General features: G+C 72.0%; 12 protein-coding genes, 1 pseudogene and 1 riboswitch. Of the genes and pseudogenes, 9 read left to right on the top strand and 4 right to left on the bottom strand.

The genetic code is table 11. The features are described from left to right. Positions 1–26: 26 nt before the first annotated feature. Positions 27–166, bottom strand: a riboswitch (cobalamin riboswitch). Between the two features lie 55 nt (positions 167–221). After that, the gene (locus J7E89_RS04820; RefSeq protein ID WP_214968743.1) at positions 222–1,259 is read right to left on the bottom strand and encodes an MBL fold metallo-hydrolase; all 1,038 of its coding nucleotides are present in this window, start codon (positions 1,257–1,259) and stop codon (positions 222–224) included. A 222-nt stretch (positions 1,260–1,481) separates the two neighbouring features. On the opposite strand from J7E89_RS04820, the gene J7E89_RS04815 reads away from it, so the two are divergent. The 6 genes from J7E89_RS04815 to J7E89_RS04790 all read left to right on the top strand — a co-directional run bounded on the left by J7E89_RS04815 (position 1,482) and on the right by J7E89_RS04790 (position 10,000). Further along, positions 1,482–2,942, top strand: a complete 1,461-nt coding sequence (locus J7E89_RS04815; protein ID WP_214968741.1) for an aldehyde dehydrogenase — start codon at positions 1,482–1,484, stop codon at positions 2,940–2,942. Then, the gene (locus J7E89_RS04810; protein ID WP_214968739.1) at positions 2,942–3,175 is read left to right on the top strand and encodes a ferredoxin; all 234 of its coding nucleotides are present in this window, start codon (positions 2,942–2,944) and stop codon (positions 3,173–3,175) included. The genes J7E89_RS04815 and J7E89_RS04810 overlap by 1 nt, the downstream gene beginning before the upstream one ends. A 170-nt stretch (positions 3,176–3,345) precedes the next feature. Beyond that, the gene (gene lanKC, locus J7E89_RS04805) at positions 3,346–5,922 is read left to right on the top strand and encodes a class III lanthionine synthetase LanKC (protein ID WP_214968737.1); all 2,577 of its coding nucleotides are present in this window, start codon (positions 3,346–3,348) and stop codon (positions 5,920–5,922) included. Positions 5,923–6,003: 81 nt separating this feature from the next. Beyond that, positions 6,004–6,126: a SapB/AmfS family lanthipeptide gene (locus J7E89_RS04800; protein ID WP_214968735.1), complete on the top strand. Its 123-nt coding sequence runs from the start codon at positions 6,004–6,006 to the stop codon at positions 6,124–6,126. 123 nt (positions 6,127–6,249) lie between these two features. Further along, a complete protein-coding gene (locus J7E89_RS04795) occupies positions 6,250–7,974 on the top strand; it encodes an ABC transporter ATP-binding protein (protein ID WP_214968733.1) in 1,725 nt (574 codons plus the stop codon). Next, the gene (locus J7E89_RS04790; RefSeq protein ID WP_214968730.1) at positions 7,964–10,000 is read left to right on the top strand and encodes an ABC transporter ATP-binding protein; all 2,037 of its coding nucleotides are present in this window, start codon (positions 7,964–7,966) and stop codon (positions 9,998–10,000) included. Before J7E89_RS04795 ends, J7E89_RS04790 begins: the two co-directional genes overlap by 11 nt. On the opposite strand, the pseudogene J7E89_RS40570 reads toward J7E89_RS04790, so the two are convergent. Beyond that, positions 9,926–10,414: pseudogene (locus J7E89_RS40570) on the bottom strand (LuxR C-terminal-related transcriptional regulator); the annotation flags it as partial. The gene J7E89_RS04790 and the pseudogene J7E89_RS40570 sit on opposite strands and share 75 nt — an antisense overlap. Before the next feature lie 198 nt (positions 10,415–10,612). Next, entirely contained in the window at positions 10,613–11,236 is a 624-nt protein-coding gene (locus J7E89_RS04785; protein ID WP_214968728.1) for a TetR family transcriptional regulator, read from the bottom strand. A 243-nt stretch (positions 11,237–11,479) separates the two neighbouring features. Between J7E89_RS04785 and J7E89_RS04780 the strand changes: the two genes are divergently transcribed. The 3 genes from J7E89_RS04780 (at position 11,480) to J7E89_RS04770 (ending at position 14,743) form a co-directional block, all read left to right on the top strand. Next, positions 11,480–12,811, top strand: a complete 1,332-nt coding sequence (locus tag J7E89_RS04780) for a glycosyltransferase family 4 protein (RefSeq protein WP_214968726.1) — start codon at positions 11,480–11,482, stop codon at positions 12,809–12,811. A 97-nt stretch (positions 12,812–12,908) separates the two neighbouring features. Next, positions 12,909–13,664, top strand: a complete 756-nt coding sequence (locus J7E89_RS04775) for a class I SAM-dependent methyltransferase (protein WP_214968723.1) — start codon at positions 12,909–12,911, stop codon at positions 13,662–13,664. Beyond that, entirely contained in the window at positions 13,661–14,743 is a 1,083-nt protein-coding gene (locus J7E89_RS04770) for a prenyltransferase (protein WP_214968721.1), read from the top strand. Before J7E89_RS04775 ends, J7E89_RS04770 begins: the two co-directional genes overlap by 4 nt. 13 nt (positions 14,744–14,756) lie before the next feature. Here J7E89_RS04770 and J7E89_RS04765 read toward each other — a convergent pair whose 3' ends face one another. Next, the gene (locus tag J7E89_RS04765) at positions 14,757–15,050 is read right to left on the bottom strand and encodes a hypothetical protein (protein ID WP_214968720.1); all 294 of its coding nucleotides are present in this window, start codon (positions 15,048–15,050) and stop codon (positions 14,757–14,759) included. Positions 15,051–15,088 lie beyond the last annotated feature (38 nt).

Genomic DNA, 15,088 nt, shown 5'->3' with positions numbered 1-15,088 from the left:
CGGCTCCGTATACCTCGACGGTGCCGAGCCAGTAGTCATGCCGGACCGGGCGTTCCGACTCACCGCCCACGAGGGGCGGCTCACGGCTGCGGGTCAGTGCCGGATTCGCACCGGCTTCCCCCAGAACGGCATGCTGACGACTCGCACACTGTACCGGCCCGTAACAGGCCGCCCCGGGGGGGCGGTCGGTCCGCGAAACGGACCGGTCTGTACGCCGTACTTCAAACGGCGACGTACGTCACCGGGTCCCCGCCCGGCACCGCCTCCGCGTGCCCCAGCTTCACCAGGCGGCGCAGGTGGGCCTCCGCCTCCGACACCGCGATGTTCCTCGACCCGTACGGGATCTCCGCCCAGGGGCGGTTCCACTCCATGCGCTCGGCGAGCTGCCAGGGGGTGAGGGGCGTGGCGAGCAGGGCGCGCAGGCCGGTGAGGCGGTCCTCGTGGTGGTCGAGGAGTTCCTGTACGCGGGCGGGGGCGTCGGTGAACGCGTGCTGGTGGGCCGGGAGCACCTCGGCGGGGGCCAGGCGGGCGATGCGTTCGAGGGAGTCGAGGTAGTCGCCCAGGGGATCGGTGACCGTGGTGTCGTCCGGGTCCTCGTACAGGCCGATGTGCGGGGTGATGCCGGGCAGCAGGTGGTCGCCGGAGAAAAGCCGGCCGTTGCCGGGGAGGTCGGCCGGGTGGGCTTCCTCCAGGTGGAGGCAGACGTGGCCGGGGGTGTGCCCCGGCGTCCAGACCGCGCGCAGGCGGCGGCCGGTGAGCGGGAGCAGGTCGCCGGGGACGATCTCGCGGTCGGGGAGGGCGGCCCTGAGGCCGGGGAGGGTGCGCATGCGGCCCGAGTCGCGGGCGGCGCGGAGCGGGGCGAGGTGGTCGTCGGGGGCGCCGGCGGCGGTGAGCTTGGCGGTGATGTAGTCCAGCCAGGTGCCGGGCTCCGCGCCGCGGGTCCGGCGTACGACCTCCGTGTCGGCGGCGTGCATGGCGATCCACGCACCGGACGCGTCGCGCACCTGGCCGGACAGGCCGTGGTGGTCGGGGTGGTGGTGGGTGATGACCACGCCGTGGATGTCGGTGACGGACGTACCGAGCGCGGCGAGACCGGCGACCAGCCTGTCCCACGACGCCGGGTCGTCCCACCCCGTGTCGATCAGTACCGGTCCGTCGTCGGTGTCGAGCACGTGAACCAGGGTGTGGCCGAGCGGGTTGTCCGGAATGGGGACCTTGAGGGACCACACGCCACCGCCGTGGTCGGTCACCTGCGACATGGATCCCCGATTCCTCAGTCGTTCCCCGCCGGCCCCGGTGCTCGGGCGGCCAAGACTAGAACTCGTTCCAATAGTCGCCCAAGTCGACTTCTTTGCAAAGGGGTTCTGCCCGCACCGGGTCATGGACTCCCCCGACTGGAACTGGTATCAGTTCTGATGCACCGTCAGATATTCGGACGCCCACGCAGCGTCGCGGGCCCCGGGCCCTGGGAGGCAGAAGTCATGACCGAGCTTGTGGAGCACCGGAAGCTTTACATCGGTGGCGAGTTGACCGATCCGCTGGGGACCGAGTTCATCGAGGTCGTCTCGCCGCACACCGAACAGGTCATCGGCCGCGTGCCGCACGCGTCCCGCGCCGACGTCGACCGCGCGGTCGCGGCGGCGCGCACGGCGTTCGGCGAAGGGCCCTGGCCCCGGATGACGCTCGACGAGCGGATCGCCGTCGTCACGCGGATCAAGGACGCGATCGCCGTACGGCACGAGGAGATCGCCCGCAGCATCACCTCCGAGAACGGAACGCCGTACACCGCGAGCGTCATGATGCAGGCGCTGGCCGCGATGATGGTCTGGGACGCCACGATCACCGTCGCGCGCGACTTCCCGCACGAGGAGCGGCGGACCGGCGTGCTCGGGTCGATTCTCGTACGTCGCGAACCGGCCGGGGTGGTCGCGGCCGTCGTGCCGTGGAACGTCCCGCAGTTCACGGCGGCGGCCAAGCTCGCGCCCGCGCTGCTGGCGGGGTGCACGGCCGTACTCAAGGTGTCGCCCGAGACGCCGCTCGACGCGTACATCCTGGCCGAGATCGCCACCGAGGCCGGGCTGCCGGAGGGCGTCCTGTCGATCATCCCGGCCGACCGGGAGGTCAGCGAGTACCTGGTCGGGCATCCCGGCGTCGACAAGGTGTCGTTCACCGGCTCGGTCGCGGCGGGCAGGCGCGTCATGGAGGTCGCCTCGCGCAATCTCACCCGCGTGACACTGGAGCTGGGCGGCAAGTCGGCGGCCGTGATCCTCCCCGACGCGGATCTGGCCACGACCGTCGCGGGGATCGTCCCCTTCGCCTGGATGCTCAACGGGCAGGCCTGTGTGGCCCAGACCCGCATCCTCGCCCCGAGCTCGCGCTACGACGAGTTCGCCGAGGCGTTCGCCGCGGCGGCCGGTGCGCTCAAGGTCGGCGACCCGCTCGACCCGGCCACCGAGGTCGGCCCCCTCGTCGCCAGGCGTCAGCAGCAGCGCTCCCTGGACTACATCAGGATCGGGCAGGAGGAGGGCGCGAAGATCCTCACGGGCGGCGGGCGTCCGGCGGGCATGGAGCGGGGCTGGTACGTCGAGCCGACGCTCTTCGGCGGGGTCGACAACTCGATGCGGATCGCCCGCGAGGAGATCTTCGGGCCGGTCATCTGCCTGCTGCCGTACGACGACGAGCGCGAGGCGGTGCGGATCGCCAACGACTCCGAGTACGGGCTGAGCGGCAGCGTCTGGACCGCCGACACAGACCACGGCATCGACATCGCGCGCCGGGTCAGGACCGGAACGTACTCCGTGAACACCTTCAGCATCGACATGCTCGGGCCCTTCGGTGGCTACAAGAACTCCGGTCTGGGGCGGGAGTTCGGGCCCGAGGGATATGGCGAATACCTGGAGCACAAGATGATCCACCTCCCCGCCGGCCACGGGGAGGCGTGATGGGGGACCGCTGGCACGTCGAGGTCGACCGGGCGGTGTGCATCGGCTCCGGCATGTGCCTGAACCACGCGCCGGGCGCCTTCACCCTCGACGCCGCCCGCCAGTCGCACCCGGCGGCCCCGGACCTCGACGCGAACGAGAAGGTGCTGGCGGCGGCGGAGGGCTGCCCGGTCGAGGCGATCGCGATCACGCTGGTGGGCAGCGGGGAGGTGGTCTTCCCGCCGGAGGAGTGACGGGCCGGGACGGGCTGGGCTGGGCTGGGCGGGCGGACCCGCGTTCTCTCGAACGCGTGCGAACGGTTCTTTACCTATGAGTACCGCACTGTCACGACGTGACAGCTGTGACTGTTCTTCCCCCGCGGCTGCGTGGAAATCTCGATGTCACCGCAGCCGAGGGGGGACCCATGGACAACCGGTACGAGGTTTTCTGCCTCGCCGACGGACAGTTCTACGAGACTCCGGACCGGCCGTCCCCGGGCCGCGAGGGGCAGGCGTCGTCGATGCCTCTCTTCGAGGCCGCCCAGCGCGAACTCCCCCACGGATGGCGCCGGTTCGTCTCCGGTGACTGGATGCACATCAACCCGGTCGATGCCGAGGGCGCGCCGCTGCCCGGCCGGCCGGCGCAGGGCTGGAAGATCCACGTTTCGGCCTGTCTCGACAACGCGGAGAAGACGGCGGCCAAGGTGTGGGACTTCTGCGTCCCGCGCGCCGTCCCGTTCAAGTTCGTACCGGGTCCGCAGCCGCTCCACCTGCGCAATTCCAAGTACGCCGGGCGCGGCTCCAGCGGCAAGTTCGCCACGCTCTATCCCGCCGACGAGGCTGAACTGCACCTCATACTCCGGGAGCTGGGCGATCTGCTCGACGGGGAGCCCGGACCGTACATCCTCACCGATCTGCGCTGGGGCAACGGCCCGCTGTACGTCCGCTACGGCGGATTCGCGCACCGTTACTGCGTCGACGCCACCGGCGCCCTGGTCCCGGCGATCGAGAACCCGGAAGGCACTCTCGTCCCGGACCTGCGTGAGCCGGCCTTCCACGTGCCCGAGTGGGTGGAGCTTCCGGCGTTCCTGGAGCCGCACCTCGCGGCCCGCAACGCGACCACCATCAACGACCTGCCGTATCGCATCGAGAGCGCCCTGCATTTCTCCAACGGCGGCGGGGTCTACCTCGGCGAGGACCTGCGCAGCGGTGAGAAAGTGGTCCTCAAGGAGGCGCGGCCGCATGCCGGGCTCGCCGCCGACCGGGCCGACGCCGTAACGCGCCTGGAGCGGGAGCGGGCCGCGCTGGAACGGCTGTCCGGGCTCGGCGTCGCCCCCGAGGCCCGCGACTGGTTCATGCTCGGTGACCACAGCTTCCTGGTGATGGACCACCTGCCCGGGCGGACGCTCAACTCCTTCTTCGCACAGCGCCACCCGCTGCTCGAACCCGAGCCGGACCCGGCCGCCGTCGCGGACTACACCCGCTGGGCGCTGCGTATCCACCGCGCCGTCGAGGAGGCGGTCGCCGCCGTCCACAGCCGCGGGGTCGTCTTCAACGACCTGCACATGTTCAACATCATGGTCGGGCCGGACGAGGAGTCCGTACGCCTGCTGGACTTCGAGGCCGCCGCGCACGTCGACGAGAACCACCGCCAGGCCATTGCGCACCCCGGCTTCATCGCGCCCCGCGAACGCACCGGGTTCGACGTGGACCTCTACGCCCTCGCCTGTCTGCGGCTGGCCCTTTTCCTGCCGATGACGACCCTGCTGGTCGTCGACCGCGACAAGGCGCACCATCTGGCGCAGATCGTGGCGCGCCAGTTCCCGGACGTACCGCAGAAGTTCCTGGACGCGGCGACCGAGGTGATCTGCGGTACGGACCGGGCCGGCCGGGCCCCGGCCGAGCCGTACGTGCCGGCGGAGCCGGCCGACTGGCCGCGCAGCCGTGACTCGATCGCCGCGGGCATCCTGGCCTCGGCCAGCCCCGGACGCGACGACCGGATCTTCCCCGGCGACATCGCCCAGTTCGCGGACGGGGGCGGACTCGGCATCGCCCACGGCGCCGCCGGGGTGCTCCACGCGTTCGGCCAGGCCGGTCTGCCACGGTACGAGCAGGGCGAGGAATGGCTGCTGCGGCAGACCGCCCCGCCGCCGCTCGGCACACCGCTCGGCCTCTACGACGGACTGACGGGCGTCGCCCACGTCCTCGACGGCCTCGGCCACCGCGAACGCGCACTGGAACTCGTCCAGCGGGTGCTGGACGAGAAGTGGCAGCGACTGGTTCCCGGGCTGTACGGGGGGCTCGCCGGTATCGGTCTCGTACTCGCCGAGCTCTCCCGCACCTCCGGGGAAACGTCCCTCCGTGAGCAGGCGCTGACAGCGGCCCAACTGCTCGCCGACCAGCAGCAGTCAAAACCCGGCAAGCGCGCCGGGCTGCTCCACGGCGCCACCGGATCCGCCCTGCTCTTCCTGCGGCTGTACGAGGACACGGGCGCCCCGCAGCTCCTCGACCTGGCCGCCGACGCGCTGCGCGCCGACCTCGCGCGCTGTGTCCGCAACAGCGCGGGCACGCTGCTCGTCGACGAGGGGACGCGCACCATGCCCTACCTCGGGGCCGGGTCCGTCGGCATGGGCATGGTGATCGACGACTTTCTCGCGCACCGCGAGGACGAGGAGTTCGAGGCGGCGCGAGCCGGCATCGTGCGGGCCGCCCGGTCGCGCTACTACGCCCAGCCCGGGCTGTTCAACGGGCGGGCCGGCATGGTCCTCCACCTGGCGAGGACCACCGCACCGGAGGCCGCCCCCGGCCACCTTGCGGCTCAGCTCGACGGCCTCGGCTGGTACGCCCTGCCCTACGAAGGCCGACTCGCCTTCCCCGGCGACCAGATGATGCGCCTTTCCATGGACCTCGGCACCGGCGGCGCCGGCGTACTCCTCGCCCTGGCGGCGGCACACGGCACCGGCGCGCACCTGCCCTTCCTCCCGCCGCTCCGGCGGCCCTAGAACCGGTCCGGTTCCGACCCGGAGCCGTACCGCACCAAGAAACCCCGTCCCCACGGGAACGGACAACCGAAGGGAACCACCATGGCACTCCTCGACCTTCAGAGCCTGGAGACCCCCGAGACCGACGGCGGCGGCGACCAGAGCAGCCTGAGCCTGCTGGCGTGCGACAAGCACAGCTCCAACAGCTTCCTGCTGTGTCTGTGACGTCGGCACACATCTCCGAGGTGCTCTGACGAGGTGCTCTGACGGAGATACGGCCCCGGGCGGCACCGCCTGCCTCCTGGGGCCGTAAAGCTCCCCGTACGACAAGGAGGGAATCGAGCGCGCATGGACGAGAGGCGTGACCAACACCGCCTGGCCGACCGGCTGCTGCGCGACTCCCTCCGGCACAGCGCGCTCCCCGGTGCGGCGATCCTGGTCCTCAGCACAGCGGGCGCCGCGGCCGGCCTGGCACTGCCCGCCCTGCTCGGCCACACCCTCGACCTGCTGCTCTCGGGGCGTCCCGCCACCGCCTGGCTCACCGCCTGCGCGGCCCTCACCTGCCTGCTCGTGGTCCTCGACGCACTCGACGGCCTGCTGACCGGCACCACCAACGCCCGCTCCACGGCATGGTTCCGCCGGCGTCTGCTCGGACACGTGCTGGCCGCCGGGCCGCGCTGCACGGACCGGGTCCCGCCCGGCGACATCGTGGCCCGGCTGGTCGGCAACGCGGCCCACGCGGGCGGCGCCCCGGCCGCGCTCGCGGGCACGGTCGCCGCCGTCGTGACACCCGTCGGCGGGCTGGTCGCCCTCGCGATCGTCGACCTGTGGACGGCCGGGGCCTTCCTCGTCGGCATGCCGCTGCTCTTCCTCCTGCTGAAAGCCTTCGTCCGGGAGTCCGGCGACAGCGTCGCGCGCTACCAGGAGAGCCAGGGCGAGATCGCCGCACGGCTTGTGGAGGCGGTGGGCGGCGCCCGTACGATCGCGGCCGCGGGTACGGCCCGGCGCGAACAGGCCCGCATCCTGGAACCGCTGGCGGGCCTCAGCGCCCAGGGTTACCGGATGTGGCGGGTCCAGGGGCGTTCCACCGCGCAGGCCGCCGTGGTCGTGCCCCTGCTCCAGATCGCCGTACTCGCGGTGGCCGGAACTCGCCTGGCGGCGGGCGAGCTCTCGTTGGGCGGACTGCTTGCCGCGGCTCGGTACGCCGCGCTCGCGACCGGAATCGGCATGCTGGTCGGGCGGCTGAACGGCCTGGTGCGCAGCCGGGGTGCGGCACGCCGCCTCGCCGGCCTGCTCGCCGTACCGGCCACCGCGTACGGCGACGCGCGACTCCCGGCCGGGGAAGGGGCCCTGGAACTGCGCGGCATCACGGTCGTCCACGGTGACCGAACCATCCTGGACGGCCTTGACGTCACCGTCCCCGGCGGCACCTCGCTCGCCCTCGTCGGCCGCTCCGGATCCGGCAAGTCCACCCTCGCCACGGTCGCGGGCCGCCTCGCCGACCCCGACGCGGGAACGGTCACGCTCGACGGCGTCCCGCTGAGCGAGCTGCCCCACGACGTCCTGCGCCGCGCGGTCGGGTACGCCTTCGAGCGGCCCGCGCTGCTGGGCGGCACGATGGGCGGGACCATCGCCTTCGGCGGGTACGAACCGGACGCGCCGGCCGTACGGAAGGCGGCCTCGGCCGCCTGCGCCGACACCTTCGTACGCCGCCTGCCGCACGGCTACGACACCCCGTGCGCGCAGGCTCCGCTCTCGGGCGGCGAGGCCCAGCGCCTGGGCCTGGCAAGGGCGTTCGCGCACCCGGGGCGGCTGCTGATCCTCGACGACGCGACCTCCAGCCTCGACACGGTCACCGAGCTGCGGATCGGCGAGGCCCTCACCCGTGACGCGGGGGCCGGCACCCGTCTGCTCATCGCGCACCGGGCCTCGACGGCGGCCCGCGCCGACCAGGTCGCCTGGCTCCACGAGGGTCGCATCCGCGCGGTGGGCCCGCACACGCGGCTCTGGCAACTGGACGACTACCGGGCGGTCTTCGCCGACGGAACGGACGAGCCGGACGATGACGACTGACGCCCCGACCGACGACGCCACGACTGACGCCCCCCGGCTGCGCGCTGAAGGCCTGCGCTTCCTGAGCCGGCGGCGGCCCGTGCTGTTCGCGCTGGCGGGCTGGTCGCTGCTCGAAGCCGCGCAGACGTTCCTCTTCGGGTACGCCCTCGCCCGCGCCCTCGACCACGGGTTCCTCGCGGCCCGGCCGGTCACCGGGCTCGGCTGGCTGGCGGTCGCCGCGGTGGCCGTCGCGGCCGGAGCGTACGGCACCGGGCGGGTGTTCCGGGCCGTGTCCGCGCTGGTGGAGCCGCTGCGCGACGGTCTGGTACGCCGAGTCGTCGCCGGCGCGCTGCGGGACGCCGACCATGCGGCGGTGTCCCGGCTCACGCATCAGGTGGAGATCGCCAGGGACACCTTCGCCGGGCTGGTGATGGTCTCCCGGTCGTTCGTCTTCACGGCGGCCGGGGCGCTGGCGGGTCTCGCCTCACTGGCGCCGGTCCTGCTGCTCGTCGTGGTGCCGCCGCTCATCCTGGGGCTCGGCCTGTTCCTGGTGACGCTGCGGCCGATGGCCCGCCGCCAGGAGACGTTCCTCGCCGCCGACGAGGCGGTCGCGCAGAGCCTGGACGCGACGGCGGCCGGGCTGCGGGACATCACCGCGGCGGGCGCGGAGACGCGGACGGCAGCCGACGCGGACGCCCGGTTCGCCGCCGAGTTCCGCGCCGCGCACACCCTGGCCCGCTGGGGCGTGCTGCGGGTGCTGGCGGTTGCGGTCGGCGGACGGCTCCCTGTCGTCCTGCTGCTGGTCACCGCCCCCTGGCTGCTCGGCCGGGGGGTGACGCCCGGCGACCTGGTGGGGGCCCTCACGTACCTGATGTACGCCCTGCTGCCCGCCCTCCAGAGCCTGATGCAGGCCCTCGGCACAGCGGGCTCCCGCCTGACGGTAGTCCTCCGCCGCCTCACGGCCCCGGGGCACGACCCGTCTGCGCCTTCGCGCTCTTCGAACGCCGGACGCGCCCGTCCCTTCCAGCCCGTCCGGCGTATGAGGACCGGGGTCCGGGGCGGAGCCCCAGGTCGGGAAGGGGCGGGGTGGGGAGAAGGTCCGGCTCGCCCCACCACCCACGAGCGCGCCGGGGGCGAGCGGGCGCCCGGCCTGCGCCCGCCTGCGGCTTCCGTCCCGGGGACGACGCCATGCGGGGACGCCGCAGTGGAGCTGCGCGGAGTGACCTTCGCGTACGGGCCGCATGCCGAGCCGGTGTTCGACGGGCTCGACCTCACCGTCCCCGCCGGTTGCCGTCTCACCGTCGTCGGCCCCAGCGGCATCGGCAAGTCCACCCTGACCGCCCTCGTCGCGGGTCTGCTCGTCCCCGACCGTGGCGAGGTGCTGCTGTGCGGCGAACCGGTGCACCGCGGCACGCACCGCCGGGTCCTGGTGCCGCAGGAGGCGTACGTCTTCTCCGGCAGCCTGCGTGACAACCTGACCTATCTGTGCCCGGACCCGCCGCCCGATGCCGCCGTGCTCGCCTCGGTCCGCGCCGTCGGGGCGTACGAGCTGCTCCTGCGGCTCGGCGGCCCGGACGCCGCTGTGGTCCCCTCCGGACTCTCGGCGGGGGAGCGGCAGTTGATCGCCCTGGCCCGCGCGCACCTGGCACCCGTGCCTGTCGTCCTGCTCGACGAGGCGACCTGTCATCTGGATCCCGCCGCCGAGGCCCGCGCCGAGCGGGCCTTCGCCGAGCGCCCGGACACCACGCTGGTCGTCGTCGCCCACCGGATCAGCTCCGCCCGACGCGCCGACCGCGTGCTCGTGATGGACGGCACGCAGGCGGTGTGTGGCAGTCATGAGGAGCTGATCCGGCGCTCCGCGCTCTACCGCGATCTGGCAGGCGGCTGGTCAGAGCCAGCCGGCGCACTGGGAGATGCGAATGGCGTCCACCCGGTTGCGGGCCCCGGTCTTGCGGGTGATGGCGGCCATGTAGTTGCGCACAGTCCCGTTGGTCAGATGCAGGCTGTCGGCGATCTCAGTGACGCCGGCCCCCTCGGCGGCGAGTGACAGCACGCTCAGCTCACGCGTGGTGAGCGGGCTCCGGGCTGCTTCCAGGAACTCGTACGCGAGGGAGTCGTCGACGAAACGTTTCCCCGACGCCACCAGCCGTATCCCCTCAAGGAGCCGGCCCGTGGGGGCCTCCTTGCTGACGTACCCGAGAGCCCGGGCCTCGTACGCGCGGCGCAGCAGTCCCGGCTTGCCGGCGGGGACGAGGGTCAGCAGCGAGCAGCCGGGATACGTGTCACGGGCGGCCGACGCCTCAACGGCGGCGTCGAGGGCCGAGGATCCCGGCCCCTCCGCGTCGACGACGCACACACGGGGCTCCAACGACCGTGCCGCGGCCGGGGCTTCCACCGATGTGCTGGTGGATATGTCGATGTCGTGCTCCTTTTCGAGCAGTGCGGCCAGTCCCGACCGCATCAGACAGATGTCGTGCACGAGAAGAACGCGAATCATGCGGGTCACTACCTGCTCCCCTGGGTCCCGCTGTGCTGCACTGCATGGACATGGCACGTCGCCCATTAGTACCCGGGACAGCCGGTGCGAAGGGCACGGATTTGAGCCATTGGGGAGCGTGAGAGGGGCACATCGAGCGCACTGCGGGCGCACGTGCGCCTGTTACCTGGGGTAATCCGGGTCTGTCAGATCGATCAGGCGGCACACGGTCTCGATGTCGATCTTCACCTGGGCGATCGACGCCCGGCCTGAAAGCCACGTGATCAGCGCCGAGTGCCAGGTGTGCTCGATGACCCTGACCGCCGACAGCTGCTCCGGGGTCGGCGCCCCCTTCACGTCCATCGCGTCCAGGATGATCGCCGTCGTCTGTCGGGAGACCGTGTCCACCTCGGGGCTGACGCTGCGGTCCGCGAAGGTCAGGGCCCGTACCATCGCGTCCGCCAGCTGAGGCTCTCGCTGAAGGGCCCGGAAGGCGCGCATCAGGGTCTCGGCGACCCGCTCGGACGCGCTCTCGCCGGCCGGCGGCCTCTTGCGGAGCGTGGTGTGCATGTGCTGGAGCTGGTCCTGCATGGTGGCGACCAGCAGGTGGACCTTGGAAGGGAAGTAGCGGTACAGCGTGCCCAGGGCGACTCCGGCGGCCTCGGCGACTTCGCGCATCTGTACCGCGTCGAAGCCGCCCCGGCTGGCCAACTGCGCGCTGGCGTGCAGGATCCGGCGGCGGCGAGCCTCCTGGCGTTCCGTCAGAGGCGGCGACGAGAGGTTGACTGGGTTGACTTCCGCTGTCATGCGTCCCATTCCATGGCATTTGTCCGTACGCCGGGCGTGGGGGACCGGGCCCCCCGGGTGGCACAGCATGGCAGGGCACCTGCCGTGGCGCGAATCACCTGATCCGGCCGCTTACGGTTGCGCTACCTGCCGGTAGATTCAGAGCTCGTCGGATGCGTGTTGAGCGATCGATACTGAAACTTGTTCTAGGTTAACGCCAGCGGCTACGCTCCGGTGAAAGAGCAGTGATGAAGGGGGCCGGGAGTGACCGCTGAGGCCATAGAGGCGAGCCCCCACGCGGGGGACCCCGTCCAGGGCGACCGCCCGCTGCGCATCGCGCTCCTGACGTACAAGGGCAACCCGTTCTGCGGCGGCCAGGGCGTCTACATACGTCACCTCTCGCGCGAGCTCGCACGCCTCGGCCACAGCGTCGAAGTCCTCGGCTCCCAGCCCTACCCCGTACTCGACGAGGGCGTGCCGCTCACCGAACTGGCCAGCCTCGACCTGTACCGCAGCCCCGACCCCTTCCGGACTCCGAAGCGCGACGAATACCGTGACTGGATCGACGCCCTCGAAGTCGCGACGATGTGGACCGGCGGCTTCCCCGAGCCCCTCACCTTCTCGCTCCGCGCCAGGCGCCACCTGGCCGCCCGCCGAGGCGAGTTCGACGTCATCCACGACAACCAGACACTCGGCTACGGCCTGCTCGGCGACCTCGGCGCCCCCCTGGTCACCACCATCCACCACCCCATCACCGTCGACCGGCAGCTCGACCTCGACGCCGCGACCAGCCGCCGCAAGCGCGCCTCCGTACGCCGCTGGTACGGCTTCACTCGCATGCAGAAGCGCGTCGCACGCCGCCTGCCCTCCGTGCTCACCGTGTCCGGGTCCTCCGAGCAGGAGATCGTCGAGCACCTCGGGGTACGCCAGGACCGTATCCGCGTCGTGCACATCGGCGCGGACACCGGCCTGTGGTCGCCCGACCCGTCCGTCGCCGAGATCCCGGGGCGGATCGTGACGACGTCCAGCGCGGACGTACCGCTCAAGGGCCTTGTCCACCTCGTCGAGGCGCTCGCCAAGCTCCGCACCGAGCAGCCCGACGCGCACCTCGTAGTCGTCGGCAAGCGCGCCGAGGACGGCCCGGTCGCCCAGGCCATAGAGCGGTACGGGCTCCAGGGCGCCGTCGAGTTCGTCAAGGGCATAAGCGACCAGGAGCTCGTCGACCTCGTGCGCAGCGCCCAGATCTCCTGTGTCCCCTCCCTGTACGAAGGCTTCTCGCTGCCCGCCGCCGAGGCGATGGCCACCGGCACCCCGCTCGTCGCCACCACCGGCGGCGCCATCCCCGAGGTCGCGGGAACGGACGGCGAGACCTGCCTCGCCGTACCGCCGGGCGACGCGGGCGCGCTGGCCGCCGCTCTCGGCCGGCTGCTGGGCGACCCCGAACTGCGCCGGCGGCTGGGCGCGGCCGGGCGTAACCGCGTGCTGGACCGCTTCACCTGGGCCAAGGCGGCCCAGGGCACCGCGGACCTCTACCGCGAGCGGCTCGCCGCCCATGGTGCGGTGGGCCGGGGAGCCCGGTCGGTGAGAGTGCGTTGACGCGGACCCCGCACAACCCCGGCCGCCCCGGGGCCTCAGCCATACGCGCCCGGCGGACCGGCGCCGTAACCCACCCCCACCCGGAAGGGCAGACCCCGTGCTGACCGTGGACTTCTCCCGCTTCCCGCTCGCCGCGGGCGATCGCGTACTCGACCTGGGCTGCGGCGCCGGCCGGCACGCCTTCGAGTGCTACCGGCGCGGCGCCCAGGTCGTGGCCCTCGACCAGAACGGCGAGGAGATCCGCGAGGTCGCCAAGTGGTTCGCCGCCATGAAGGAGGCCGGTGAGGCCCCGGCGGGCGCTACCGCCACCGCCATGGAGGGCGACGCGCTCAACCTCCCCTTCCCCGACGCCTCCTTCGACGTCGTGATCATCTCCGAGGTCATGGAGCACATCCCCGACGACAAGGGGGTGCTGGCCGAGATGGTCCGCGTACTGAAGCCGGGCGGGCGCATCGCGGTCACCGTGCCGCGCTACGGGCCCGAGAAGATCTGCTGGGCGCTGAGCGACGCGTACCACGAGGTCGAGGGCGGGCACATCCGCATCTACAAGGCCGACGAGCTGCTCGGCAAGATGCGCGAGGCCGGCCTGAAGCCGTACGGCACGCACCACGCGCACGCGCTGCACTCGCCGTACTGGTGGCTGAAGTGCGCGTTCGGAGTGGGCAGGGACGGCAAGGACGCAGCGCTCCCGGTCCGGGCGTACCACAAGCTCCTGGTCTGGGACATCATGAAGAAGCCCGCCGCGACGCGGATAGCCGAGCAGTTGCTGAACCCGGTGGTCGGCAAGAGCTTCGTGGCGTACGCGACCAAGCCGCACCTGCCGGCGTCAGCGGTAGCGGCGGCCGCCAAGTGACTGTTTTCGGGCGCGGCCCTGAACGTACGGAACACCTTGTCCTGCCCGGTGTTCTGACCGCCGAAGAGGCCGCCGAGACCGTGGCCGGCATCCTCGCCGCACAGCGCGAGGACGGCGCCATCCCGTGGTTTCGCGGTCACCACCTCGACCCGTGGGACCACACCGAGGCCGCCATGGCGCTCGACGCGGCCGGCGAACACGACGCCGCCGCCCGCGCCTACGAGTGGCTGGCGAGGCACCAGAACGCGGACGGCTCCTGGTACGCGGCGTACGACGACGGGGACGCGGAGCGCGTCACCGACCGGGGCCGCGAGACCAACTTCTGCGCGTACATCGCTGTCGGCGTCTGGCACCACTACGTCGCCACCGGCGACGACGCGTTCATCGACCGCATGTGGCCGGCCGTCTACGCGGCTACGGAGTTCGTACTCGGGCTCCAGCAGCCCGGCGGCCAGATCGGCTGGAAGCGGGAGGACGACGGTACGCCCGTCAAGGACGCGCTGCTGACGGGTAGTTCCTCCATCCACCAGGCACTGCGCTGCGCGCTCGCGGTCGCCGAGCAGCGCGAAGAGCCGCAGCCGGACTGGGAGCTGGCGGTGGGCGCGCTGCGCCATGCCATCCAGCACCACCCCGAGCGGTTCCTCGACAAGAGCCGCTACTCGATGGACTGGTACTACCCGATCCTCACGAGCGCGATCACGGGAGTGGACGCCAAGGCCCGTATCGAGGCGGACTGGGACCGGTTCGTCGTTCCGGGGCAGGGCGTCCGCTGCATCGTCCCCAACCCGTGGGTGACCGGCGGCGAAAGCTGTGAACTCGCGCTCGCCCTGTGGGTGATGGGGGAGTCGGACCGGGCGCTGGAGATCCTTCAGTCGGTCCAGCACCTGCGGGCGCCGGGCGGCATGTACTGGACGGGGTACGTCTTCGAGGGCAACCGGGCCGTATGGCCCGAGGAGCTCACCACCTGGACGGCGGGCTCGCTGCTGCTGGCGGTGGCCGCCCTGGGGGGAGACGAGGCGACCACCGCTGTCTTCAGCGGCGAACGGCTGCCGCTGGGCCTGGACCCGGACTGCTGCTAGCCGGCGACTTCGCTCAGTGGCGGCGCAGGACGTTCGCCAGCGCGTGCCCGGCGAAGAGGTACACGATCGCCGCGAGGCCGTAACCGGCCACGACGCGCGCCCACGCCTCGTCGAAGGTGAACAGGTCCCACGACCAGCCGGCCAGCCAGCGGGCGGCGTCCTGGAGGAAGTTCACCAGGTCGTTCGCCCGGTTCGCGTCGAGCAGGTACATCAGGATCCAGAGGCCGATGATTCCGGCCATGATGTCGGCGATGACGATGATGATCGTCGCCGCCTGGTTGCTTCCGCTGCGCTGACTCGGGGACATGCCGAACGTGTTGCCGCTTTGCGCCGCCTGAAACGTAG

Origin of the sequence: Streptomyces sp. ISL-100, assembly GCF_018614615.1 — a bacterium.
Classification (GTDB): Bacteria; Actinomycetota; Actinomycetes; order Streptomycetales; family Streptomycetaceae; genus Streptomyces.
This window is presented reverse-complemented; position numbering and strand designations above follow the sequence as displayed.